The sequence below is a fragment of the Streptomyces sp. NPDC087270 genome, assembly GCF_044744625.1.
GTDB lineage: Bacteria > Actinomycetota > Actinomycetes > Streptomycetales > Streptomycetaceae > Actinacidiphila.
Genome location: NZ_JBIUYR010000001.1, coordinates 96,801 through 120,663, shown reverse-complemented (window position 1 = coordinate 120,663; position 23,863 = coordinate 96,801). Strand labels below are relative to the sequence as shown.

Genomic DNA, 23,863 nt, shown 5'->3' with positions numbered 1-23,863 from the left:
GTGCTGTGGGTTATCCACAGGCCGTCACACCCACCCCTGGCGTTCACTCCACGACGTGCCGGCCCTCCGGCCGGGCGGTGCAGGCCGAGCGGAAGGCGCAGTGCGCGCAGTGCTGGCCGGCCGCGGGTGTGAAGCGCTCGTCCAGCACCCGCCCGGCCGCCTCGGCGAGGAGGTCCTGGGCCCACTCCCCCTCGATGGGCTCCTGCCGCTGCACCGCCGGGAGCGCGTCGCCGCCCTCCTTGCGGGTGGCGCCGAGCCGGAGCTGCACGAGTTCGGCGCCGCCGGGGTGCGGACGGGCCCCGCCGAAGAGCGGGTCGACTGCCCCCTCGCGGACGGCGAGCTGGTAGACCGCGAGTTGGGGGTGCCGGGCGACCTCCTTCGCGGTGGGCTTGGCCCGCCCGGTCTTGAAGTCCACGACGTACGCCTGCCCTTCGGCGTCCGTCTCCACCCGGTCCATGCTGCCGCGGATGCGCACCTGCGCGTCGCCCGCCTCCAGCGTCACGTCGAACGCGTGCTCCCCGGCGACCGCCTCGCGGCCCCGCTCCATGACGTGCCAGCGCAGGAAGCGCTCCAGCGCGGCGCGGGCGTTCTCCCGCTCCTGCCGGGACTTCCAGGGCGCGTCGAACGCGAGCGCGTCCCATACGGAGTCCAGCCGCGCCATCAGCACGTCGAGGTCGGCGGGGGCCCGGCCGGAGGCGACCTCGTCGGCGAGGACGTGCACCACGTTCCCGAAGCCCTGCGCGGCCGTCGACGGCGGCTCGGCCTTGACCTCGCGCCCCAGGAACCACTGCAGCGCGCACGTGTTGGCGAGCTGGTCGAGCGCGCTGCCGGACAGCACGACCGGCTGGTCCCGGTCGCGGACCGGCACGGCCGACCGGGTCGGCTCGTACACGCCCCACCAGCGCTCGGGGTCCGCGGCGGGCACCAGCGCGTGGCCGTCGTCGGTGAGCGAGGCCATCCGGGCCAGCCGTCGGGCGGCGGCGTCACGCAGTTCGGGTGACACGGCCGGGTCCACGGTGGTCGCGCGCAACTCCGCGACGAGCGCGGCCACCGCGAGCGGGCGGCGCGGCCGGTGGCCCACGTGCACCGGTTCCACGCCGAGTTCGGCGAGGAACCGGGAAGGCTGGTCGCCGTCGTCCGCCGCGGACTTCACCGCCGTCACCAGCAGCCGGTCCCGCGCGCGGGTCACCGCGACGTAGAACAGCCGGCGCTCCTCGGCCAGCAGCGCGCCCGGGGTGAGCGGCGGCGCGAGGCCGTCACCACCGATCCGGTCCGCCTCCAGCAGGGAGCCGCGGCGGCGCAGGTCCGGCCACACGCCCTCCTGCACGCCCGCCACCACCACGAGCGGCCACTCCAGGCCCTTCGCGCGGTGCGCGGTCATCAGGCGTACGGCCTCGGGCCGGACCGCGCGCCCGCCGAGCGTGTCGGCCACGATGTCGAACGACGACAGCTCGTCGATCAGGTTCAGCGCGCCGCGGCCCCCGGTGCGCTCCTCCGCCCGGGCCACCGTCTCGAACAGCGCGCACACCGCGTCCAGGTCGCGGTCGGCGTTCCGTCCGGCCGGACCGCCGCGCAGCGCCGCCCGCTCCAGCCGGCCCGGCCACGCCGAACCGTTCCACAGCGCCCACAGCGCGTCCTCCACGGTGCCGCCCGCCGCGAGCCCCGCGCGTGCCGCGGCCAGTTGCGCCCCGATCCGCCGCGCGCCGCGCGCGTACGAGGCGTCGTGCGTCGCCAGCCGCTCCGGCCGCGCGACCGCCTCCGCGATCAGCAGGTCCGAGGGACGCGGCACCGCCACACCCGCCGCCCGCTCCTCCTCGCGCAGCGCGCGCCCCAGCTTCCGCAGGTCCGCCGAGTCCATGCCGCCCAGCGGCGACGTGAGCAGCGTCAGGGCGTCCTCGACGGAGAGCCCGAGAGCGTCCCCTTCCGAGCCGTCGTCCCCGCTCCCATCCTCGCTCCCGTCCCCGCTCCCGTCCGCCGATACGGATACGGCTACGGCTACGGGCTCGGGCCCGTCCGCGTCCCCGGTCCCGGCCTCCTCCGCAGCCTCCTCCACGGCCTCCGGCTCGGCCATGTCCCCGCGCGCCGCCGCGGGCGCCGCCGCTTCCGCCGCCACCCGCAGCGCCAGCAGCAGCGGTGCGACGGCGGGGTCAGCGTGCAGCGGGGTCGCGGACGGGGCGAGGTCGATCGGGACACCGGCCGAGGCGAGCGCGCGGCGCAGCGTGGGCAGCGCGGAGGTGGTGCGGGTGAGGACCGCCATGTCCGACCATGGGATGCCGTCTTCGAGATGGGCGCGGCGCAGGGCGTCGGCGATGGCGTCGAGTTCGGCGCCGGGCGTCGGGTGGGTGCGCACCGCGAGGGCGCCGCCGGGGCGGTGGGCGGTGGGCGCGCGATGGGCGCGGGCCGCCGCGGCGGGCAGGCGGGGCAGCGCCATCCGGCCGGCCAGCCGCCCGGTGGCGGCGAGCAGCGCGGCGCCGGCCCGGCGGTTGCCGGTGAGCACGCGCACCGGGGCGGGGCGGCCGGCCCGGTCGGGGAAGGCGGCGGGGAAGTCGAGGATGCCGTTCACGTCGGCACCCCGGAACGCGTAGATCGACTGGTCGGGGTCGCCGAAGGCGACGAGGGTACGGCCCTGCCCGGCGATCGCGTGCAGCAGCCGGACCTGCGCGGCGTCGGTGTCCTGGTACTCGTCGACGAAGACCGCGTCGTAGCGCCCGGCGAGCTCGGTGTGCACCTCGGGCCGCCGGACCAGCCGGACCGCGCGGTGCACGAGTTCGGTGTAGTCGATGACGCCCTGGAGGTCGGCGACGTCCAGGTACTCCTGGAGGAAGGCGGCCGCGGCGAGCCAGTCGGGCCGGCCGATCCGGCGGGCGAAGTCGGCGAGCGCGCGGGGGGCGAGGCCGAGTTCGCGGGTGCGGGCGAGCACCGCGCGCACCTCGTCGGCGAAGCCGCGGGTGGTGAGCGCGGCCCGCAGGTCGTCGGGCCAGCTCACCTTGGCGCGGCCCTCGCGGGCGAGCCGGGCCTGTCCGGCGAGCAGTTCGCGGACCATCAGGTCCTGCTCGGGCCCGGACATCAGCCGCACCGGCTCGGCGAACAGGTCCGGGTCCTGGTGGGCGCGCAGCAGCCCGTAGCAGAACGAGTGGAAGGTGGTGGCCTGCGGCGCGGCGGTGGCGCTGCCGGTCACGGCCTGCGCGCGGGCGGCCATCCGGTCGCGCAACTCGACGGCGGCGGCGCGGCCGTAGGTCAGGACGAGCACCCGGTCGGCGGGGGTGCCGGCCCGCACCCGGGCCAGCACGGCCTCCACCAGCGTGGTGGTCTTCCCCGTGCCGGGGCCGGCGAGCACCAGGAGAGGTCCCTGCCCGTGCTCAACCACAGCGCGCTGGGATGCGTCCAGCACTGGAGGCGCGGCGGACACCGCCGGCGCGCGCACCAGCCGGTAGCCTCCGACGCCCGGGCGGGTCGCACGGGCGTCGGCGGTCCGGTCCTCCCAGCCGGGCGCCGCGGGGGCGCCGTCAGGGGAAACGCGAGGAAGTGGGGAAGAGGGGTTCACGTGGTTCGCCGGTTTCGTGGTGGTCAGGCAATGTACTCCGTACGGGCTGGTCGCGGCATGTGTTGCCTCCGCATGGCGGAAGCTGGATGACATGACCCTCCGGCCGTCATCCGCCGCTCGCGCCACCCGCAGACCCGGGCGCGCCCTCGGGGCCGGCGCCGGGCGCCCGCCCGGGGCCGTCCGGCGTGCGCGTGCCGTCCGGCGAGAGCCCGTCCCAGCGGGCCGCGCGCATGTCCAGGCGCGGTATGTGGCCCTGGGCGGCGGGGCCGACCGTCCGCAGCGGGGTGCCCTCCGCGCGGTACGCGGCCAGGGCGCGCTGCTCGTGCCCGGCGAGCAGCACCCCGTCGGAGCGCACCACCCGCCACCACGGCACCACCGCCCCGTACTCCGCCATCACCCGGCCGACCTGACGCGGCCCGCCCTCCCCCAGCCACTCCGCCACGTCGCCGTACGTCATGACCCGGCCCGGCGGAATCAGGTCCACCGCGTCCAGCACCTTCTCCGCGTACGGGCCCAGCTCGCCCGCCCCGGTCGCACCGCTCTCCTCGCTCACCCGGCCAATCCTGCCGCACACCGCCGACACCGGGGGGCTACGGCTCCGTACGTGCACAGCGCATGCCACCATCGTCCGGGCGGTGACTGGTGATACGAGACCAAGAAGAGACAACAGGGGACAAGCAGGGCGCCGGCGAGGCCGTGGAGGCCGCCGGCGCTCCTGGAGCGCTGTCCCCGTCCGCCCCTGAGCCGCGGGTCGCGGTGAGCGAGGACAGCGACCGGGGCGCGAAGGCGGTGGCCGGCGGCTCGGGTCGCTCAGGTGACTCCGGCGGCTCAGGTGACTCCGGCGGCTCGGACGGCAACGGCAGCTCGGACGGCTCCGGCGACTCCGGCACGGACGGGTCGGGCAGCTCGGACGGCGCTGACGACCCGGCCGACCTGGGCTACCCGGGCGACCTGGGCGGCACCGGGTCCACGCGCGGCGCCCCCGACCACCCCGCCGGCTCCGACCACCCCGCGCAGCCGCCCGCCCCCCAACCGCACGGCTCGCACCTGGCACCGGAAGAACCGTTTTGGTCCGCACCGGACCCCGAGGACCCGTCCGGCGGCGACCTGCCCGCCGACGGCGCGCCGCTCGAACCGGCCGGCGCGACCCGGCAGGCCGTGTCCGTGGACGAGCCGCTGCTCGCCGCCCGGGTGCACCGCCCCGCCGACCTGGTGCGCTTCTTCATGGGCCTGCTGGGCATCGGGGTGGTGCTCGCCATCGCGGGCTTCGCCCACGCCACCACCAACGGCCTGGAGACCGACATCACCAAGGGCGCCATGCGGGCGCCCGACTTCTTCTCCTCGTTCACCGGCACCACCGCGAGCGTGGCGGTGCTCATCGTGCCGGTGGCGTTCGCCGTGGAGCGGCTGGTCAGACGCGACGGGCTGCGGATCGCCGACGGCGTGCTCGCGGCCGTACTGGCGCACGGCGCCGCGCTCGCCACCGACCTGTGGGTCACCAACGCCGCCCCCGGCTCGATCCGCGAGGCGCTCTCGCACGGCGCGCCGACCGGTCTGGGCATGACCGACCCGGTGCAGGGCTACCTCGCCCCGGTGATCGCCTACGTCACCGCCTCCGGCATGGCCAGACGCCCGCGCTGGCGGGTCGCGCTGTGGTTCGTCCTGCTGCTGGACGCGTTCGCGGTGCTGGCCGGCGGCTACACCACGCCGTTCTCCATCGCGCTGACCCTGCTGATCGGCTGGGCCGTCGCCAACGGCACGATCTACGCGGTCGGCTCGCCGAACGTCCGCCCCACCGGCCAGAACCTGCTCGCGGGCCTGCGCCGGGTCGGGTTCGCGCCGCTGACCGCGCGCCGGGTGGTGGAGACCGGCCCGGAGAGCGCGGACTCCGACCGCGGCCGCGCCTACCTGGTCACCCTGGAGGACGGTCCCCCGCTGGACGTGACCGTGGTGGACCGCGAGCAGCAGGCGCACGGCTTCTTCTACCGGGCCTGGCGGCGGATGTCGCTGGTCGGCGGGATCACCCAGCGCCGCAGCCTGCTGTCCCTGCGGCAGGCGCTGGAGCAGGAGGCGCTGCTGGCCTACGCGGCGATCGCGGCCGGCGCCAACGCGCCGAAGCTGATCGCCACCTCGGAGCTGGGCCCCGACGCGGTGATGCTCGTCTACGAGCACATCGGCGGCCGCCGCCTGGACGCGCTGGACGACGACGAGATCACCGACGCCCTGATGCGCGAGGCGTGGAAGCAGGTGCGCGCCCTGCAGTCGCGGCGGATCGCGCACCGGCGGCTGGTCGGCGAGTCCCTGCTGGTGGACCGGAGCGGCACGGTCTTCCTCACCGACCTGCGCGGCGGCGAGATCGCCACCGGCGACATCCTGCTGCGGATGGACATCGCGCAGTTGCTGACCACCATGGCACTGCGGGTCGGCCCGGCGCGGGCGGTGGGCGCGGCGCTGTCGGTGCTCGGTCCGGACGCGGTCGCCGCGTCGCTGCCGCTGCTGCAGCCGATCGCGCTGAGCCGTTCCACCCGCGGCGAGCTGAAGATGCTCAACCGGGCCCGCGCGGTGCGGGAGCGCGAAGCGGTGCTCGCCGCGCTGGCCGCGGACAAGGAGGCCAGGGAGCGCGGCAGGGCGCACCCCGCTCGCGAGCCGGCGCCGAGCACCGCCACGGTGGCCGCCGAGCCGGACGGCTCGGCGGCCAAGGCACCGTCGAAGGCGGAGCGGAAGGCCGAGACCAAGGCGGAGAAGCGCGCCATGGAGGACGCGCTGGAGGAGATCCGCGAGGAGGACCTGCTGTCGCGGATCAGGCAGCAGGTGCTGCTGATCCGCCCGCAGGCGCCCGTCGAGCCGGTGCGGCTGGAGCGGATCAAGCCGCGCACCCTCATCACGGTCATCGCGGGCGCCTTCGCCGCGTACTTCCTGCTCTCCCAGCTCTCGTCGGTGCCGATCGGCCACGCCATCGTGCACGCGGACTGGAAGTGGGCGCTGGTCGCCGTGGTCGGCTCCGCGGCGAGCTACGTCGCCGCGGCCGGCGCGCTGTCCGGTTTCGTGCCGGAGCGGCTGTCGTGGCCGCGGACGGTGATGGCGCAGGTCGCCGGGTCGTTCGTGAAGCTGGTGGCGCCGGCCGCGGTGGGCGGGGTGGCGCTGAACACCCGCTATCTGCAGAAGGCGGGGGTACGGCCCGGGCTCGCGGTGGCCAGTGTGGGCGCCTCGCAGCTCGTCGGGCTCGGTTCGCACATCGTGCTGCTGATGGCGTTCGGCTTCATCACCGGCACCGAGAAGACGCCGTCGCTGTCGCCGTCCAGGACCGTCATGGCGGGGCTGCTGACCGCGGGCGTGCTGGTGCTGGTGGTCACCGCGGTGCCCGCGCTGCGGAAGTTCGTCTCGACCCGGGTCCGCGCGCTGTTCGCGGGCGTCGTGCCACGCATGCTGGACGTGCTCCAGCGCCCGGCGAAGCTGCTCACCGGCATCGGCGGCACCCTGATGGTCACGGTGACCTTCGTGCTGTGCCTGGACGGCTGCGTACGGGCCTTCGACGGCAACCTCAGCTACGCGACGATCGCGGTGGTCTACCTCGCGGGCAACGCGCTGGGGTCCGCGGCGCCGACACCGGGTGGCGTCGGCGCGGTCGAACTGGCGCTGACCGGCGGCCTGATCGCGGCGGGGCTGCCGAAGGAGGTGGCCACCCCGGCGGTGCTGTTCTTCCGGCTGCTGACCTTCTGGCTGCCGGTGCTGCCGGGCTGGCTCGCCTTCACGCACCTCAGCCGCAAGGGCGAGTTGTAGGACCGGAACAGGGACCGGTCAACGGGGACCGGGACGGTGGCCGTCCTGCCGGCCGGCGGGACGACCCGGTCGGCAGGATCGGCGGCTCACTGGTCCTCGATGTCCGAGATCTGCTTCGTCGCGAGGTCGGACTGGACCTTCAGGTACGTGTAGTACGGGCTGCTCGGGTTGCCCCAGGTGAGGCGGACGGTGCTGAAGGCGTGGCCGGCGCCGCCGCCGTCGGCCGTGACCTGCCAGCCGATCGGGTTGTCCTGGGCGCGCAGCACACCGTCGGCGTGCTGCGCGGCCTCCCACGCGGCCAGCTTCGTCCGGAAACCGCTGGTCAGGTAGTGCTCGCGCAGTCCGTTGCGCAGGTCGTCGTTGCGCGCGTCCCACACCACGTCGATGTAGGCGCCGTAGAAGTCCGCGACGCGGTCGACGGTCGACTGCGGGTCGCCCGAGCGGACCGACCCGGCGGCCTGCGGCACCTCGGCGCCGGTGGTGTGGTCGCCGTGCACGCTGCCCGCGGACTGGGTGGGCGCGGCCGGATGCGTGCCGTGGGTGGTGCTCGCCTGGGCGGCAGCCGCGGGCGCGGCGACGGCGAGACCGAGCGCGACGGCAGTGAGGGCGAGCCGGCGGACCGAGCTCCGGGTACGGGTACGGGTACGGGTACGGGTACGGGTACGGGTACGCGCGAGTTGCATGGCTGCCTGACCTTTCGTGAGATGTGTGGTGATAGACCACTCTTATCCAATAAGCGATCTGACACCCCGTAAGACCGTCTGTGTCCTGGAAGGGTTGTCCTTCGTCCGGGGAAATCCCGTGAACTCCGCGCATGCGGCGGCTGCTGACGGCGTGACACGTCCGTGACCCAATAGGCACTGCACCGCCCTCGAACAGGCTGTTCCGCTTCGATACGGTGAAAGCCTGGATACGGGGACCAGACTCGGGTGTACGTCATTGCCGCGGACCCGGTGGCTCCCTTTGCGACGACCGATCGGGAGCTCTCCACGATGCGCGCACGCACCGCAGTGACCGCCACCGCACTCGCGGCGGCCACCGCCCTCACCCTGACCGCCTGCGGCGGCGGCTCGGGCGGCGGTGGCGACAAGATCTCGACGTCACCGAGCACTTCGGCCGCCACGGCGGCACCGACTACGTCCTCCCCCGCGAGCGGTTCGCGCATCGTCCTCGACCCGAGTGTGAAACTGCCCGCCGGCCTCAAGCTCGACTTCGCCTGGTCCACGCCGAGCGACCCCGCTCAGAAGGCGGCGCTCACCGCAACCGCGAACTTCATGCAGTCGATGGTGCACGGCGTCGTCGAACAGAACCCGAAGGACGGGTCCCTGTACGGCTTCGCCACCGACAGCGCCCTCACCTACGCGAAGACCTACGTACAGAACCACGTCTCCGCAAAGCGCACGCTGACCGGAACGGACGACTTCTACCGTCCCGTCGTCAAACTCGGCGCCAAGAGCACCGTCGCGGAGGTCACCTTCTGCGAGAACGACGCGAAGCTCTACGCCAAGGACCTCTCGACGGGCAAGGTCGACACCACTCCGGCCGGCGACGACAGTTACACGTCCTACGACATCGTCCTGGCCAAGATGCCCACCCAAGCAGAACTGTGGCAGGCACGATCCGTCACCTACAAAGAGAGGGCCGTGCAGTGCAAGCAGTGAGGATCGCCAGGAGACTGGGTCCGACCGTACCGATCGCCATGCTGGTCGTGGCGGCAACAGCTGTGCCCAGTTACGCGCACGACACCACACAGAAGCCTCCGCCTTCCACCAGTTCGCACGCTTCGGGCGACAGCAAGAACGGCACCCTCACCGCCGGTGCCGGAGCCGTCAGCGTCACGTACCCCTCCGGCTCCCCCGGCGGGAACTCGCACCCCCTCACGTCCGTCGACGTGCACTGGACGCCGCCGCCCTGCTGGATAGGCCCGATAGCCGACCCGGTGACGTTCAAGAAGAACGTCCTGGACGGGGTGAAGGCCACCAACGTGCCGGGGCAGGCGAACTACGCCCTCGAAGCCATGGACCAGTACAAGAAGCACTACGACAGCAACTACACCTGGGACGGCAGCGGCAAGGGCTACAAGGACTTCAACATCGACCAGCAGGGCAAGGGCATGTTCTGGGGGCCAGTGGAGAACCCGGACGCCCCGAACAGCCTGGACAAGTTCGCCTGCAACTCCACGATCCCCTTCTTCGTGCCCAACGGGCAGCGCCCGCCCGCCGGCACGCCGAACGTGATCACGTCCGAGATGCTGTCGAAGATCGCGTACGCGCACACGCAGGTGCCCGGCGTGACGATCAAGACCAACCCGGTGAACACCCAGACCGTCAACCTGCCCACCTGGGTGCGGCTGGATGAGAAGTACACGCCGGTGAAGGTGCGGGCGTCGGTGGACCTCGGCGGCGGGCAGCAGATCTGGGCGGAGACCACCGCGAGCCCGACGAGCGTGCACATCGACCCGGGAACGTCGGACGCGACGGTGTACCCGGCATCAGGCGACTGCCCGATCGCGGGGGACGGGACAGTCGGCGCGGACTACAACGGGAACCCGAAGGCCGATCCGCCGTGCGGTGTGACCTACCTCAGGTCCACCCAGGCGACCGGGCCGTTCGACCTCGACGTCACCGCCACCTGGAGCGTCAGCTGGACCGGCTCGGACGGCGGCGGCGCGGCCCTGCCCGACGGCCGTATCCAGCAGCCCAGGCAGGTCACCGTGCAGGAGATCCAGTCCATCAACCGCTGAACCACCCGCGGGCACGGCATGGGTGGAACAGCATGAGCGGCACGGCATGAGTAAGGGGCGGCACCCCAGGGTGCCGCCCCTTACTGTCTGGACTGTCCGGCCTAGTAGACCGGCTTGTCCGGCTCGATCGTGTTCACCCAGCCGATGACGCCGCCGCCCACGTGCACCGCGTCGGAGAAGCCCGCGGACTTCAGCACCGCCAGCACCTCCGCGCTGCGCACGCCCGTCTTGCAGTGCAGCACGATCCGCTTGTCCTGCGGGAGGTGTTCGAGGGCCGAGCCCATCAGGAACTCGTTCTTCGGGATGAGCTTCGCGCCGGGGATCGACACGATCTCGTACTCGTTCGGCTCCCGGACGTCGATGATCTCGATGTTCTCGCCGTCGTCGATCCACTCCTTGAGCTGCTTGGGAGTGATCGTGGAGCCGAGCGCGGCCTCCTGGGCCTCCTCGGAGACGACGCCGCAGAACGCCTCGTAGTCGATCAGTTCGGTGACGGTCGGGTGCTCGCCGCACACCGCGCAGTTCGGGTCCTTGCGGACCTTGACCTGGCGGTAGGTCATCTCCAGGGCGTCGTAGATCATCAGCCGGCCGACCAGCGGGTCGCCGACGCCGGCCAGCACCTTGATCGCCTCGGTGACCTGGATGGAGCCGATCGAGGCGCACAGCACGCCGAGGACGCCGCCCTCGGCGCAGGAGGGCACCATGCCGGGGGGCGGGGGCTCCGGGTACAGGCAGCGGTAGCAGGGGCCGTACTCGGACCAGAAGACCGACGCCTGGCCGTCGAAGCGGTAGATCGAACCCCAGACGTACGGCTTGTTGAGCAGCACGCAGGCGTCGTTGACCAGGTAGCGGGTGGCGAAGTTGTCCGTGCCGTCGACGATCAGGTCGTACTGCGCGAAGATCTCCATCACGTTCTCGGCTTCGAGCCGCTCTTCGTGCAGGATCACGTTCACGTACGGGTTGATGCCCTTGACGGTGTCCCGGGCGGACTCGGCCTTGGAACGGCCGATGTCGGCCTGGCTGTGGATGATCTGGCGTTGCAGGTTCGACTCGTCGACCTCGTCGAACTCGACGATGCCCAGCGTGCCGACGCCCGCCGCCGCCAGGTACATCAGCGCGGGCGAACCGAGGCCGCCGGCCCCGACACACAGCACCTTCGCGTTCTTCAGCCGCTTCTGCCCGTCCATCCCGACGTCCGGGATGATCAGGTGGCGCGAATACCTGCGGACCTCGTCAACGGTGAGTTCGGTGGCCGGCTCGACCAGGGGTGGCAGCGACACAGGGACCTCAGCAATACGGTTGGGTAGGTCATCGGACAGTAGGTACGGGCGGCCGCCCGCACGTCCTGGCCCTGTAACACTGCCACGCCCTTCTTCATTCCAAGACACCCGGTCCGAAAGCCGAGACGAAACCTGGTCACATGCTGGGCGGCGGCTCCTCGCGCACCCTGCGCACCGCTTCGTTCCAGTACCCGGGCAGGCCCGCCCAGGGGTCCGCGCCGTCCCGGTCGGTGCGGTCGGTCATGTACACGGTGCCCGCGCCCTGCCAGCGGGCGACCCGCAGCGCGGCGTCCAGGTGCGTGGCGGGCAGGCCGTGCACCAGGTGCGCGAACCGCCCCGGCGGGTACTCCGCCGTCCACGCGGGCACCTCCGACCAGCGGTAGCGCGTCCACGGCCCGGCGAAGACCACCAGCTGGTCGGCGAACTCGGCATAGCCGGGGTAGGGGTGCGCGCCGGGCGCGAGCACCACCCGGCCGCCCTCCGGCAGCAGCGCCCGCAGGGTCGCGGTGGCCCGGCGGCACTGCGCCACCTCGGCGCGGAGCGTGGGCGCCCGGTCCACGTAGAAGCCGTCCACCTGGTACCAGTCCCGGTAGCGCGAGGCGTCCGCGACCAGCTCGCCGTACGGCCTGGTGCCGTACACCGCGTCCAGCCGTCCGAGGAGTGGTACGGCGTTCTCACGGACGCGGGTGAGGGCCTCGGCGCAGAGGGCGTCCGCGCGGCTGCCGGGGCCGGACGACACGTCGAAGGCGGCCCAGTCCACCGGCGCGCCCGGCCGGGCCAGTTCGGCCCACTCCGCGGGCGCGACCAGCGGGTGCGCGAAGAGCGGCACCCCGAAGCCGGTTCTGGCTCCGGGTACGGCCGGGGCCGGGCGGTCCGGCGCGGCACCGGACCGCCCGCCCCTGACCGGGTGGAACCTTGACGGGTCGGCCCCGGGGGCCCCGGCCCCGGACAGGTCGGAGACGGGCGGATCGGACATCGAAGGGCCTGACGTCGAGGCGCCGGACGCGGCCGACCGGGCCGGCCGGGCCGACGAGGACAGGTCCGATCGGCCGCGCGAGGCGGCCAGGGGGTCGCCGCGGGTCGACGGATCACTGCGCGGGAACGGGTTCAGACGCGGCATGCCGCCTCCATCCACACATCGGCCAGCGACTCCTCCAGGCCGATCCGTGGCCGCCAGCCGAGCCGGTCGCGGGCCGTACGCACGTCGGCCTGCTGCCAGGACCCGCAGCCGTCCGGATACGGCGCGGCGTTCGGCGGGTCGTCCAGCTCGCGCAGCGCGCCGTCGTACCCGGCGACGTGGGCGAGGGCCGCGGCCATGTCCCGCATCCGCACCGCGCGCCCGCTGCCGATGTTCACCACGCCCTGCGCCGCCGACAGCGAAGCGGCGTGCACGGCCCTGGCCACGTCGCGCACGTCCACGAAGTCGCGCTGCGCGCTCAGCCCGCCGAGCTTCAGCTCGCCGTCGCCGTTCTGCATCGCCCGGCGCAGCGCCTCCGCGACCCGGCCCAGCGGCGCCCCCGTCGGCGTGCCGGGCCCGACCGGGCTGAACACCCGCAGCACCACGGCGTCCAGGCCCGACCCGAGCACCAGCTCGGTGGCGGCGAGCTTGCTCACGCCGTACGGGCCGCCCGGCCGCGGCGACGCGTCCTCGCCGGTGGACGAGCCGACCGGCGAGGGGCCGTACTCCGACCCGCAGCCGACCTGCACCAGCCGGGCCGCGACCGAGCTGCGGCGCAGCGCCTCGCAGACGGTCGCCACGGCCACGATGTTCTGCCGGGTCAGGTCGCGGGCGTTGCCCCGGGTGGAGCCGGCGCAGTTGACCACCACCCCCGGGTGGACCGCGTCCACGAACCGCGACAGCACCCCGGGCGCGCCCGAGGCGAGGTCGAACCGCACGTCCGCGTCGTCGCTGCGGCCCAGCGCGGTCAGTTGGCAGGCGGGGTCGGCCAGCAGGCGTTCCGCGACGTGGCGGCCGATGAAACCGTCGGCCCCGAGCAGCAGCACCCTCATCGCACACCCCGCCGGGTCCGGCGCCCCGCGACCGTACGGCTGCCCGCAGGCGCGGGCCGCACCGGGGGCGGCGGGACGGGGATCGCGAACGGGCCGACCGGCACGGCCCCCCAGGTCGGCGCCGCCGGTGGGCGGCCGTACAGGTACGGGGTCCCGGGGAATTCCGGGGTGATCGCTTCCGGAGTGGTCCGGGCGGACGGGTGGTGCGTGCTCACGAGGGTTCTCCTGGTTGGTGATACAGCAGGTCAGATGCGGTGGGCCGAGGCGCGCGGGACGAGGTGGAGGGAGTGCGCGGCCAGCACCAGGGCGGCGGCGCCGCAGGCGACGGCCTCGGCGGGGCCCGCCGGGAGCAGGGTCGGCAGCAGGGCCTGGGCGGCCACGGCGACGGCGAGGCCCGCGGCGGCGGTCCGCGGCGCGCCGTGCACGGCGAGCAGGCGGGCCGCGAACAGCAGCGCGCCGACGGCCGAGCCGCGCAGCGAGCCGAGGACGGCGAGCAGGACGAGCAGGGTCGCGGCGTATCCGGCCAGGGCCGCGATCAGCCGTGGGCGGACCGCGTCGGCGAAGTCGGCGAGGCCGTGGCTGGGGGCGAGTTGGGCGCGGGCGCTCGACGCGAACCAGCGGGCCAAGGCTGCCGCCGGGAGCAGGGTCAGCGCGAGTACGGCGAGGGTCCCGGTGCCGACCGGGTCCGGGCCGCAGCGGGCCAGGGCGAGCAGCGCCACGGCGCACATCGCCGCAGGTACGCGGGTCGCCGCGCGGCCGGGGACGCGTAACGGTCCCCGGCTCAGCGCCGGCCACGCGGTGCCGGCGAGCACCGCGACCGCGACGGCGCCCGGGGCGTGCAGGGCCGCGGCGAGGGTGCAGGCCGCGGCCGGCAGCAGGTGCAGGGCGAGGTCGCGGGGGCGCGGCCGCACGAAGGTGCGGGTCGCGGAGGTGGGGGCGCTCCGCGGGGGTGTGCGGGGGACCCGGGCGAACAGTTCCTCTGCGAGGCCGAAGACGTCGCGGTGGCGCAGGCGCCGTGCGTCCACGTCCGTGACGCCCCGGGCCTCCAGGCCCGCGGCCACCTCCCACGGGTCGGCTGCGCCCGCGATCATCGCGTGGTGGTGGTGCATCACCCCGCGGACCGGGTCCGCGGGGCCCCTGCGCCGCGGCGCCCCCTTCCCCTCCGGCCGCCCTACGCCCGCGGCGCGGCTGGCCGCCGGCGGCCGGACGCTCTCGCCGTCATGGCCCGCGCCCGCCGCGCGACCACCCGCCGGTGGCGGGACGCTTTCGCCGTCACGGCCCGCAGCCGCAGCGCGACCACCCGCCGGTGGCCGGTTGCTCGCGCAGTTCCCCGCGCCCCCTGACGTACCCCCCACCGACGCGGCACCCACGCCCACACCCTCACGGGGCACGACCGCAGCGCGACCACCCGCCGGTGGGACGACGCTCTCGCCGTCACCGCCCACGGCCGCCATGCGACCACCCGCCGGTGGCCGGACGCTTTCGCCGTCACGGCCCGCGCCCGCCGTGCGATCACCCGCCGGTGGCCGGTTGCTCGCGCAGTTCCCCGCGCCCCCTAGGGAACCCCCCACCGACAAGGCACCCACCGCCGCAGCCTCGCGGGGCACGCCCGCAGCGCGACCACCCGCCGGCGGGACGACGCTCTCGCCGTCACGGCCCGCGGCCGCCGCGCGATCACCCGCCGGTGGCCGGTTGCTCGCGCAGTTCCCCGCGCCCCCTAGGGACCCCCCCACCGACAAGGCACCCACGGCCGCAGCCTCGCGGGGCACGACCGGAGTGCGACTGGCCGGGGGGAGGGGGCGGGGGGTGGGGAGTTGATAAATCGATTCGCCTGGGGATTGCAGAAGCGATTCGTCTCGGGGTGGCATGGGGGCTCCTAGCGGCACGGGGTGAGGGCTTCCGCGGGGGCGACGAAGGGTCGGGGGGCGCCGGTGGCGTCGTGGAGGGGCTCGCGGGGGACGGGGTGGCGGGCGACGACGGAGAGGTAGGCGTCGCGGAAGGCGTGCACGCAGGTGGTCACCGTGAAGAGCGCGAGCGCGCGCTCGCGTGCGGCGGCGCCGAGGCGGGTGGCCCGCTCGGGTCCGCGGAGGAGTTCGAGCGCGGCGTCGGCGAGCGCGCGCGGGTTCCGCGGAGGCACGATCAGCCCGGTGCCGCCGATCACCTCGCGCACGGCGCCGACATCCGTGGAGACCGTCGGGCGGCCGCAGAACATCGCCTCGACCAGGTTGAGCGGGAAACCCTCCGCGCTGCTGCTGAGCAGCACCACGTCGCCCGCCGCGTAGGCGTCCGCGGGTTCGGGCGCGCCAGGAGACCCGATCTCCTCGAAGGCGACCGGGCTCTCGCCGACGGCGTGCGGGTGGGCCGCCTCGTCGGGGAAGAGCTGCGCGGCCAGGCTCCGGCAGTGCCCGAGGTACCCGGCGCAGCGCTCGTCGGTGACGGGGGCGTGGAAGACCCGCAGCCGGGCCCGCGGCTCCTCCGCGCGTATCGCGTGGAAGGCGTGCAGCAGCGCGATCAGGTCCTTCGCGGGGTCGGCCCGCCCCACCCAGACGACCGTGGGTTCGGCCCGCGCGGCGGGCCGCCGCGCCTCCTCCTCGGACTCCTCCCCCGCCCTGGCGAAGCGCCCCGCGTCGATGCCCGGGTGGACGGTGCGGATACGGTCGGTGGGCGCGCCGCACCGCTCCTGCCAGCGGCGCACATGGGTCGAGCCGGGGGTGACGAGCGCGGCCTGCCGGTAGGACTCGCCGGCCAGCAGCCGGTGGTAGTCCCCGAGCAGGACCCGTACCGCGGGGGTCAGCCCGGCCGCGCGGTGGGCCAGCAGCGCCTCCCGCACCCGCACGGTGTACTCGGTGACGATCAGCGGCGTACCGCAGAAGCGTTTGGCCAGCAGCCCGGGCAGTGTGGCGGGGCCACCGGAGACGGCGTGGCACACGTCGGCGGAGCCCAGCTCGCCGGGGCCGTACCAGGGCAGCGACAGCGGCCGCAGCTGGTGCTCCAGCAGCGCGGCCACCGCGAGGAGTTCGGTGACGCCGATGTCCCCGAGCAGGGGGCGTACGCCGGGTGCGTGGCAGGCCGCCTCCAGGGCGGCCAGGGCGTCCTCGCTCCGTATCAGCTCGGGCAGTCCGCCGTGCTCGGCGGCCAGTTCGGCGAGGCCGTACAGCCCCGCGGCGAACCGGTCGGCGCGGTCGCGGCCGCGTGCCGGACCGCCCCGGCCGGCACTGTCCGCGGCACCCGCGAGCGCGGCGGCCAGGTCCCCGAAGTGCCAGCGGAACGCGGCCCGCCTGGCCTTCCGTTCGGCCCGGCCACCGCCCCGCACCGGGGCCGGCGGCTCGCCCCACAGCCGCTCGGCCCTGACCCGCTTGACCGGCGGGGGCGGGTCCACCCGGCCCCCGGCCTCGGTCCGCGGCGATCTGCTGAGCGCGTACACATCGAATTCGTGGTGCGCGAGACCGCGCACCAGGCGGTCGCACCACGCACCTCCTTCACCTCGCGCATACGGGTAACCACCCTCGGTGAGTAGTGCGATGCGCACGAGTGCGCCCCCTCTCGGCGTGCCGGATGTACGGTCGCTGCCGGGTCGGGGTGCTGCGCGGTTCGATGATGCGGTGGCTGTGCCCGTCCGGCGCGAAGCACGCTATGCCGGGACAACGGTGCTTCGGTGGACGGTTGTCCGCGCTGCCACCAAAAGGGGTGAAGGGGCGTAACTTCCGCGCGCGGCCGCCGTTTACCCGGCTTGTGCTGCGCCGGACGGGGCCGCGGCCAGGGGAACGGCTACGGGAACGGCCAGGGGTTGGGGGTGCAGGTCGGGCCGCCGTCGAGGGACAGGAACTTGGTCTGCTGCATCATCACCGGGGCGGGGGCGCCCTCGCGGGGGCAGCCGACGTGGTTGTGGCCGAGGCGGTGGCCGACCTCGTGGTTGACCAGCATCTGCCGGTAGGCGTGCATGCGGTCCGGGCCGTACGTCGCGGCGCCCCGGGCCCAGCGGTACGCGTTGATCATGGTGCGCGGGGTGGACGCGGCGTCGCAGGAAACGTTGTCGACCGTGGTGTCGAGGCCGGACTTGGCGCACCACTTGGCGGTGGTGCCGGGGCTGGCGAGGGTGACGACGATGTCGGCGGGGCCGGAGGAGACCCGTTCGAACGTCATCGTGCCGCCGTGACCCCAACTGCGCGCGTCGTTCAGGGTGGTGAAGACGGCGTCGGAGAAGAGCCGGGGGTCGAGGTCGAGCCCCTTCTCGACGTCGACCCGGAAGCGCATCACCTTGCCCTTGCCGGGGGCGGCCTGGTGGCCGGGCACGGTGGTGAAGGCGCCGGAGAGGCTGAGGTGCGGGTCGAGCGGATACTGCCTGGCCATCTGCTCGTCGTACGACGCCGGGCTCGCGGTCGCGGGCGCCGCGGACGGGGTGGACGGCGCGGCGGAGGTCTCCTCCGCCGAGGGGCCGGAGTCGCCGCTGGGAGCGGCGTCCTCCTCGGTGCGGTGGCCGCGGTGCAGCTGGGTGCCGGCCAGCACCGCGATCGCGGCCAGCGCGGTGGCGGCGGCGACGGCGGTGAGCGCGCGGGTCCTGCCGCGACCCGCGGCGCCGGACGCGGCGGGCGCCGCGGAGTCGTCCGTGCCGCTGCCGCCCTCGTCGCCCGAGGCGGCGGAGCCGGCGGTGCCGGGCGGCGGGTGCGACACGAGGCGCGGCGACGGCTGGTCGAAGGCGTCCACGAACTCCTGCCGGGGCCGCGGCATCACGCGCCCCACCTGGCCGTGCCGGGGAAGGGAGCCGTGGGCGGCGGGCGAGCTGAGCGCGGACGCGGTGTCGTACGGCGCCCAGTCCTCGGCCCACTCCTCGACCGGGTCGAACGGCAGGTCGCGGCGGCCGGACCGGGCGGCCGACCAGGCACCGGGAGTGCCCCAGGCGTTGTGCTCGGGATGCTCGGGGCGGTCGGGCCGATCGGGGTGGCCGGGGCGGGAGCCGGACGAGTCGTCCGGGTCGTACGGCAGCGGCGGTTCGGCCGGGTCGCGCGGGCTCCGCGGTTCGTCCGGGCCTTCCGGGCCGTCCAGGCCGTACGGGCTCAGCGGCGCGAAGTAGTCGCTGTCGTCGGCGGGGCCGCGGCGGCGGCGTCCGGTGCCGGGGGTGGCAGGGGGGATCGGGCCGCCGCTGACGAAACCGCCGGAGTCGGGTATCCGCTGCTCCCAGCGGTCCTGCTCCCAGCGGTCCTGTTCCCAGCGGTCCTGGCTGTCCCGGTCGTCCTGTCCGTCTGTCGCGCTGTGCTTCCCCACGCCCTCGATCAGCTCCTGGTCGCCGCGTCGGTACTCGGACCCCTGCCCATGCCCGCACCCGCCAGGCCGCCGAGCTGCCGCGGGCCGCCGGCGTCGCGCCGGCGCGCGGCCACGTCGGACAGCAGGTCACGGAAGGCCCGGTCGACCAGCCCCGGGTACTCCATCATCGCCACGTGCCCGCTGCCGGGGATGAGCAGCAGCCGCCGGTCGCGGAAGGCGCGGGCCGCGTGGCGGGCGGACCTCATGGACACCAGCTTGTCCCGCCCGCCGTAGACCAGCAGGGTCGGCGCGAGCACCCGCTCGGCCTGGCGCCACGGCGCGTGCTGCCCGCCGAGGGTGTAGGCGTCGGCGAGCCCGCGGATGGAGCGGACCATCGCGTCCCGGAAGTACGGCAGGTGCAACCGCCGTTCGTACTCGGCCGCGGCGTCCTCGCGGGCCTGCGCGTCGACCACGCCCGGGTCGCCGTAGCAGAGCGCCAGCAGGCCGGCGGTGCGGCGCTCCGGGCTCCAGTCCCGGGTCAGCCGGGTGAAGAGCCGGAGCACGCCGGGGACCGCGGTGAGCGTGGTGGGCCAGGCGGTGAGCTGCGGCGGGACCTCGGGGAGCGCGGGCGAGATGAGGGTGAGGGTGCGCACCAGGTCCGGGCGGGCCGCGGCGACCTTGACGGCGACCGCGCCGCCCATGGAGTTGCCGAACAGGTGGACCGGCCCGCGCCCGTCCGCTTCCAGCAGCCGGATCACGGCCCTGGCGTGCCCGGGGATCGAGTAGTTGCCGTCGTCCGGCGGCGGGGAATGGCCGAATCCCGGCAGGTCCGGGGCCTCCGCGCTGACCACGTCGGAGAGCCGGGCCATCAGCGCGGACCAGTTCTGCGAGGAGCCGCCGAGGCCGTGCACGCACAGCGCGGGCTCCGGTCCGCCGTCGGTACGTGACCGCACCACCAGGCTGAGCCCGGGCAGCCCCACGGTCCGCACCGTCTCGCCTGCCGCCAGACGCGGCCCCTCCGGTGGTACGGACGCCGGTGCTACGGCCGCGCGGGGAAGATCGGTCGAGGGCATACGGCAATATTACGAGACGATCACGTCAACGGCCGAGTGTTCGCGGCCACATGCGGCCGGAAACGACAGGCGAGCGGCGGAAAGCCGCCGTCCCGCACTGCGCGGGCGCGCGCCTGCTCCTAGGCTCGAACGTGGCGGTATCGCGCGTTCCGGCACGAGGAGGGGCAATGTCCGACCAGACCGGCAGCACCAGTGGCAGCCCTGAGGGCGGCGCCGGGGGGCCGGCCGCCCGCGGCAGGCTCGCCGCACCGGACGAGTCCGACCGCGCGGACGAGCGGGACGGGATCGGCGAGATGGACGAGGCGGAGGCCGCGGAAGCCGCCGAGGCCGCGCAGGAGGCGGCCGACCTCGGCCTGGAGGAACCCGAGGCGGACACCGCGGAGCAGCGCGCCGAACTGCTCCAGCAGCGCGACGACCGGATCACCGCCCGCCCCGCCGACCAGGCCACCGAGGCCGACCCGGCGGACGCCGCCGAGCAGCGCCGTACGGTCGCCCACGACGAGGACGACTACCGCTGACGGCGCCCCCGCGCCCCGCGCCGGTGCACCGCCGCGGGGCGGCCGGGACCGGAGGGACCCGTCGGGGCTTCCGCCCGCAGGTCCCAGGAAGTGAGAATGTCCGTCCGCACGGCGCACAGGGTCGTTACTGAAAAGTACGATGGCCATCGCGGTGTTCATTCGTACCTTCACCACCAGAACTGGGAGGCGGCGTGACAGCCATCGAGCAGACTCAGGCGGCACGGCCGCGTGGCACCCGCCTGCCCCGCAGGGCTCGGCGCGAGCAGCTGCTGGGCGCGGCCCAGGAGGTGTTCGTCGCACAGGGTTACCACTCCGCGGCCATGGACGACATCGCCGAGCGGGCCGGGGTCAGCAAGCCGGTGCTCTACCAGCACTTCCCCGGCAAACTCGAGCTCTACCTCGCGCTGCTCGACCAGCACTGCGAGTCGCTGCTGCACTCGGTGCGCACGGCGCTGGCGTCCACCACGGACAACAAGAAGCGCGTCGAGGCGACGATGGACGCGTACTTCGCCTACGTCGAGGGCGAGGGCGGCGCCTTCCGGCTGGTCTTCGAGTCCGACCTGACCAACGAACCCGCGGTGCGGGAGCGGGTCGACAAGGTCGCGCTCCAGTGCGCGGAGGCGATCAGCGAGGTCATCGCCGAGGACACCGGGCTGCCCACCGAGCAGTCCATGCTGCTCGCGGTCGGCCTCGGCGGCGTCTCCCAGGTGGTGGCCCGCTACTGGCTGGCCAGCGGCAGCGACGTGCCCCGCGACACCGCGGTCCAGTTGCTGACCTCGCTCGCCTGGCGCGGCATCGCCGGGTTCCCGCTGCACGGGGCCGAGGGCGAGCACCGGCCCGAGCAGGGCTCCGAGGACGCGCGCTGAACCCTGTTCCACCACGTGCGGGGCCGGACCTTCGGGTCCGGCCCCGCACGTGCTCGTCGGGTACCGCCGCGGGCCTGTTCGCTCACGGCGTTTACGCCGTGCCGGTACCGCCGGTCGGGCGGGGCTAGTCTTTGCTGCGTACGGCGCGATTCGACCGCGCACACCGCCCGACCATCGGAGGTATCCAAGCCGTGGAGGTCAAGATCGGCGTGCAGCACGCGCCGCGCGAGATCAACATCGAGAGCGCGCAGTCGGCGGCTGAGGTGGAAGCCGCCGTCGCCGAGGCGCTGTCCGGCACCAGCAAGCTGCTGAGCCTGGTGGACGAGCACGGACGCAAGGTCCTGATCCCCGCCGAGCGCCTTGCCTACGTGGAGATCGGCGAGCCCGCCACCCGCCGCGTCGGCTTCGGCGCCGCGCTCTGACCGCGCCTCACCGCAGGCCCTGAAGCCGCGCCCCCACCGGGGGGCGCGGCTTCTCCCTTGCCCCGGGCCGGCCACTCCCGCGAGTTGGCGAACGCGCCGCCACGCCCGGCCGCCAACTCCGCCGAGCGGCACGCCGATCCGGCCCGGCCGCGCCTGGCGCCGCGCCCAACTGGCCGCCGAGGTGTTCGATCCCGGAGCAGACGGGTGAGAGCGCTTTGCGCCGGTGGACGGCGGGGTAGGAGACGTACGGACCGGTCCCGTTCCGTACGTGCCACCGGAGGGATTTCACGATGCTGTGGGAAGCCGTCATCTTCGCCGCCCTCGGGCTGCTGGCCGCCTGGACGGCGAGCCGGATGTTCCCGCTCCGGCTCCCCGCCTCCCCCCTGGTCCTCGCGACCGGCCCGGCCGCCGCACTCGTCGGCGGGCTCGTCACCTACAGCATCGTCGGCGGCAGCCACCCCGAGGCCACCTTCCCCGCGGCCCTCCTCACCTCCGCGGCCCTCCTCAGCGTCCTCTCCCGTCCGCCCCGCCGTGGCCGCCACGCCAAAATCCTGAGCCCCTGACCCCCCGAGGCGGTGCGTTCCGCCGGTTCCGGGACCACCCCCCGGTGGTGGGCTTGTCGCGCCGTTCTCCCCCAGAGCTTCGCCTGGGAGGTGCCCCCACGCGCCCCTGGTTTTCCGCGGCTCCTTCCTTGAAAGAAACCTCGCTCCTTCCGCGGTGCCCGGCTCCCGCCTGCTCGGCCACGCCCAATCCCGGGCCATCCACCCGCCGCGCCCAGGCCCTGCCCCCGCCTTGCCGGACCACCTCCCGGTGGTCTGCTGCTCCCCGGGGCTTCCCTGAGAGATCTCCCCGCGCCTCTTGAGAGGCCCCCTGCCTCCACGGAAGCAGCCGCGCAAAACCAGGGGCGCGGGGAACTGCGCGCGCAACCCACCACCGGCACGTGGTGAAGCCACGACCGCAAGGGGCACCCCCTCAGGACGCGCGGGCAACTCCCCCAGAGAAGCCCCAGGCACCAGCAGCCCACAGCAGGTGATCCGGAAACCCGGGTGATGGGCCTGGGCCGGCGGGTGGCAGGCCCGGCGACGGGCATGGCGGAAGCACGCGGCACCCGGGTACCGCGGAAGGAGTGAGGCTCATTCCGCGGAAGGAGCCGAGGAAAACCAGGGGCGCGGGGAACGGCGCGACAAGCCCCCCACCGGCAGGTGGTCCCGGAACCGGCGGAACACACCACCCCGGGGGGTCAGGGGCACCCACTACGCCGCAAGCCCCAGCGAAGCCATCCGCTTGGTGTGCGCCTCCGTGATCCGCGAGAACATCCGCCCCACCTCCGCGAGGTCGAACCCGTCCGCGACCCCGCCCACCAGCATCGTGGAGAGCGCGTCGCGATCCGCGACCACCCGCTGCGCCTGCGACAGCGCCTCCCCCATCAGCCGCCGCGCCCACAGCGCGAGCCGTCCCCCGACCCGCGGCTCCGCCTCGATCGCCGCGCGCACCTTCTCCACCGCGAAGGTGGCATGCCCGGTGTCGTCGAGAACCGCGAGCACGAGCGTGCGGGTGTCGGAGTCCAGCCGCGCGGCGACCTCACGGTAGAAGTCGGACGCGATCGAGTCACCGACGTACGCCTTGACCAGGCCCTCCAGCCAGTCCGACGGCGCGGTCTGGCGGTGGAAGCCGTCGAGCGCCGCGGCGAACGGCGCCATCGCCTCGTGCGGCGCCTCCCCGATCTCCGCGAGCCGGTCCCGCAACTGCTCGAAGTGGTGGAACTCGGCGGACGCCATCGCGGCCAGCTCCGCCTTGTCCTCCAGCGTCGGCGCGAGCTTCGCGTCCTCCGCGAGCCGTTCGAACGCCGCGAGCTCGCCGTATGCCAGCGCGCCGAGCAGGTCGACGACGGCGGCGCGGTACTGCGGCTGCGCGGACGCCGCGGCCCAGTCCTGGGCGGCGATGCCGGTAACGGTCGGCTGGTGGTCGGTGGGCGTCTCAGCAGGCGTGTCCATGCTGGGCACAATAGCCAAGTCCGCGGCCGCGGACGCCCCCCGGTGACGGCTTCACCCGCCCTGTCGCGGCCGCCCCGGTACGCCGCCCGGCAGTGGCCGCCGAGAGGCCGCCGTGACCCGATGACGTCCCGAACGAAACATTTGATCGGGTGCAGCTACGTGTTTCCGGGGTAGAGTGGTAATGCACCCGTCGACAGTCGGCCTGGCATCGACCTACGACGGGCCACGTGTGCAACACCTGGATGCCCGGTCGGTGGCCCGATCGGCTCCGAACCGACCGCCTTCCCGTCATCGGGAGGGGCCCACTCGCGGCTTGAGCGAGGGCAGCGGTCCCGCGCCTAAACGGCCGACCTATGGCCGTACGACACCTCTGCGCGGTCAGTGACCGGTTC

General features: G+C 74.4%; 18 protein-coding genes. 7 read left to right on the top strand and 11 right to left on the bottom strand.

What is annotated here, in order from left to right; genetic code table 11:
• Nucleotides 1-43 precede the first annotated feature (43 nt).
• Together ACIPAE_RS00495 and ACIPAE_RS00490 are read right to left on the bottom strand one after the other, a co-directional pair.
• Complete coding sequence (locus ACIPAE_RS00495; protein WP_402441962.1) at nucleotides 44-3,424, bottom strand: ATP-dependent helicase; 3,381 nt, start codon at nucleotides 3,422-3,424, stop codon at nucleotides 44-46.
• Between the two features lie 226 nt (nucleotides 3,425-3,650).
• Nucleotides 3,651-4,106 (bottom strand): MGMT family protein, encoded by a 456-nt coding sequence (locus tag ACIPAE_RS00490; RefSeq protein WP_402442623.1) that lies wholly within the window; start codon nucleotides 4,104-4,106, stop codon nucleotides 3,651-3,653.
• Between the two features lie 545 nt (nucleotides 4,107-4,651).
• On the opposite strand from ACIPAE_RS00490, the gene ACIPAE_RS00485 reads away from it, so the two are divergent.
• Nucleotides 4,652-7,324 carry a lysylphosphatidylglycerol synthase domain-containing protein gene (locus tag ACIPAE_RS00485; protein ID WP_402442621.1) on the top strand — a complete coding sequence of 891 codons (2,673 nt, stop codon included), beginning with the start codon at nucleotides 4,652-4,654 and terminating at the stop codon, nucleotides 7,322-7,324.
• Nucleotides 7,325-7,410: 86 nt separating this feature from the next.
• Here the strand turns inward: ACIPAE_RS00485 and ACIPAE_RS00480 are convergent, their stop codons facing one another.
• Nucleotides 7,411-8,007 carry a hypothetical protein gene (locus tag ACIPAE_RS00480; RefSeq protein ID WP_402441961.1) on the bottom strand — a complete coding sequence of 199 codons (597 nt, stop codon included), beginning with the start codon at nucleotides 8,005-8,007 and terminating at the stop codon, nucleotides 7,411-7,413.
• Between the two features lie 309 nt (nucleotides 8,008-8,316).
• Between ACIPAE_RS00480 and ACIPAE_RS00475 the strand changes: the two genes are divergently transcribed.
• Nucleotides 8,317-8,985: a hypothetical protein gene (locus ACIPAE_RS00475; RefSeq protein ID WP_402441959.1), complete on the top strand. Its 669-nt coding sequence runs from the start codon at nucleotides 8,317-8,319 to the stop codon at nucleotides 8,983-8,985.
• Nucleotides 8,973-10,067: a hypothetical protein gene (locus ACIPAE_RS00470; protein WP_402441957.1), complete on the top strand. Its 1,095-nt coding sequence runs from the start codon at nucleotides 8,973-8,975 to the stop codon at nucleotides 10,065-10,067. Before ACIPAE_RS00475 ends, ACIPAE_RS00470 begins: the two co-directional genes overlap by 13 nt.
• Before the next feature lie 101 nt (nucleotides 10,068-10,168).
• Here ACIPAE_RS00470 and moeZ read toward each other — a convergent pair whose 3' ends face one another.
• The 7 genes from moeZ to ACIPAE_RS00435 form a co-directional block, all read right to left on the bottom strand.
• Nucleotides 10,169-11,347: an adenylyltransferase/sulfurtransferase MoeZ gene (gene moeZ / locus ACIPAE_RS00465; protein WP_103884379.1), complete on the bottom strand. Its 1,179-nt coding sequence runs from the start codon at nucleotides 11,345-11,347 to the stop codon at nucleotides 10,169-10,171.
• A gap of 136 nt (nucleotides 11,348-11,483) precedes the next feature.
• The gene (locus ACIPAE_RS00460; protein WP_402442619.1) at nucleotides 11,484-12,323 is read right to left on the bottom strand and encodes a spherulation-specific family 4 protein; all 840 of its coding nucleotides are present in this window, start codon (nucleotides 12,321-12,323) and stop codon (nucleotides 11,484-11,486) included.
• Nucleotides 12,324-12,454: 131 nt separating this feature from the next.
• Nucleotides 12,455-13,357 (bottom strand): NAD(P)-dependent oxidoreductase, encoded by a 903-nt coding sequence (locus ACIPAE_RS00455; RefSeq protein ID WP_328468965.1) that lies wholly within the window; start codon nucleotides 13,355-13,357, stop codon nucleotides 12,455-12,457.
• Between the two features lie 245 nt (nucleotides 13,358-13,602).
• Nucleotides 13,603-14,448, bottom strand: coding sequence for a hypothetical protein (locus ACIPAE_RS00450; protein WP_402441956.1), 846 nt, complete (start codon nucleotides 14,446-14,448; stop codon nucleotides 13,603-13,605).
• A gap of 785 nt (nucleotides 14,449-15,233) precedes the next feature.
• Nucleotides 15,234-16,886 (bottom strand): DUF3492 domain-containing protein, encoded by a 1,653-nt coding sequence (locus ACIPAE_RS00445; protein ID WP_402441954.1) that lies wholly within the window; start codon nucleotides 16,884-16,886, stop codon nucleotides 15,234-15,236.
• 239 nt (nucleotides 16,887-17,125) lie between these two features.
• Nucleotides 17,126-18,619: a DUF3152 domain-containing protein gene (locus ACIPAE_RS00440; protein WP_366410949.1), complete on the bottom strand. Its 1,494-nt coding sequence runs from the start codon at nucleotides 18,617-18,619 to the stop codon at nucleotides 17,126-17,128.
• An 8-nt stretch (nucleotides 18,620-18,627) separates the two neighbouring features.
• Complete coding sequence (locus ACIPAE_RS00435; protein ID WP_402441952.1) at nucleotides 18,628-19,671, bottom strand: alpha/beta fold hydrolase; 1,044 nt, start codon at nucleotides 19,669-19,671, stop codon at nucleotides 18,628-18,630.
• Nucleotides 19,672-19,838: 167 nt separating this feature from the next.
• On the opposite strand from ACIPAE_RS00435, the gene ACIPAE_RS00430 reads away from it, so the two are divergent.
• From ACIPAE_RS00430 to ACIPAE_RS00415, 4 genes are all read left to right on the top strand, one after another.
• On the top strand, nucleotides 19,839-20,189 hold the full coding sequence (locus tag ACIPAE_RS00430) for a hypothetical protein (RefSeq protein ID WP_402441950.1): 351 nt from the start codon (nucleotides 19,839-19,841) through the stop codon (nucleotides 20,187-20,189).
• Nucleotides 20,190-20,380: 191 nt separating this feature from the next.
• Entirely contained in the window at nucleotides 20,381-21,055 is a 675-nt protein-coding gene (locus ACIPAE_RS00425; protein WP_328468953.1) for a TetR/AcrR family transcriptional regulator, read from the top strand.
• Between the two features lie 191 nt (nucleotides 21,056-21,246).
• On the top strand, nucleotides 21,247-21,477 hold the full coding sequence (locus ACIPAE_RS00420) for a DUF3107 domain-containing protein (RefSeq protein WP_329365075.1): 231 nt from the start codon (nucleotides 21,247-21,249) through the stop codon (nucleotides 21,475-21,477).
• A gap of 290 nt (nucleotides 21,478-21,767) precedes the next feature.
• Nucleotides 21,768-22,040: a hypothetical protein gene (locus tag ACIPAE_RS00415; protein ID WP_329365077.1), complete on the top strand. Its 273-nt coding sequence runs from the start codon at nucleotides 21,768-21,770 to the stop codon at nucleotides 22,038-22,040.
• 690 nt (nucleotides 22,041-22,730) lie between these two features.
• On the opposite strand, the gene ACIPAE_RS00410 is transcribed toward ACIPAE_RS00415, so the two are convergent.
• Nucleotides 22,731-23,471, bottom strand: a complete 741-nt coding sequence (locus ACIPAE_RS00410) for a ferritin-like fold-containing protein (RefSeq protein WP_328468929.1) — start codon at nucleotides 23,469-23,471, stop codon at nucleotides 22,731-22,733.
• Between the last annotated feature and the right edge of the window lie 392 nt (nucleotides 23,472-23,863).

What these genes read in the sequence shown, in the direction of transcription:
- ACIPAE_RS00410 (WP_328468929.1), bottom strand. Translation starts at nt 23,471, where the DNA reads ATGGACACGCCTGCTGAGACGCCCACCGACCACCAGCCGACCGTTACC.
- ACIPAE_RS00480 (WP_402441961.1), bottom strand. Translation starts at nt 8,007, where the DNA reads ATGCAACTCGCGCGTACCCGTACCCGTACCCGTACCCGTACCCGTACC.
- ACIPAE_RS00415 (WP_329365077.1), top strand. Translation starts at nt 21,768, where the DNA reads ATGCTGTGGGAAGCCGTCATCTTCGCCGCCCTCGGGCTGCTGGCCGCC.
- ACIPAE_RS00430 (WP_402441950.1), top strand. Translation starts at nt 19,839, where the DNA reads ATGTCCGACCAGACCGGCAGCACCAGTGGCAGCCCTGAGGGCGGCGCC.
- ACIPAE_RS00450 (WP_402441956.1), bottom strand. Translation starts at nt 14,448, where the DNA reads ATGATCGCGGGCGCAGCCGACCCGTGGGAGGTGGCCGCGGGCCTGGAG.
- ACIPAE_RS00435 (WP_402441952.1), bottom strand. Translation starts at nt 19,671, where the DNA reads ATGCCCTCGACCGATCTTCCCCGCGCGGCCGTAGCACCGGCGTCCGTA.
- ACIPAE_RS00455 (WP_328468965.1), bottom strand. Translation starts at nt 13,357, where the DNA reads ATGAGGGTGCTGCTGCTCGGGGCCGACGGTTTCATCGGCCGCCACGTC.
- ACIPAE_RS00460 (WP_402442619.1), bottom strand. Translation starts at nt 12,323, where the DNA reads ATGTCCGATCCGCCCGTCTCCGACCTGTCCGGGGCCGGGGCCCCCGGG.
- ACIPAE_RS00475 (WP_402441959.1), top strand. Translation starts at nt 8,317, where the DNA reads ATGCGCGCACGCACCGCAGTGACCGCCACCGCACTCGCGGCGGCCACC.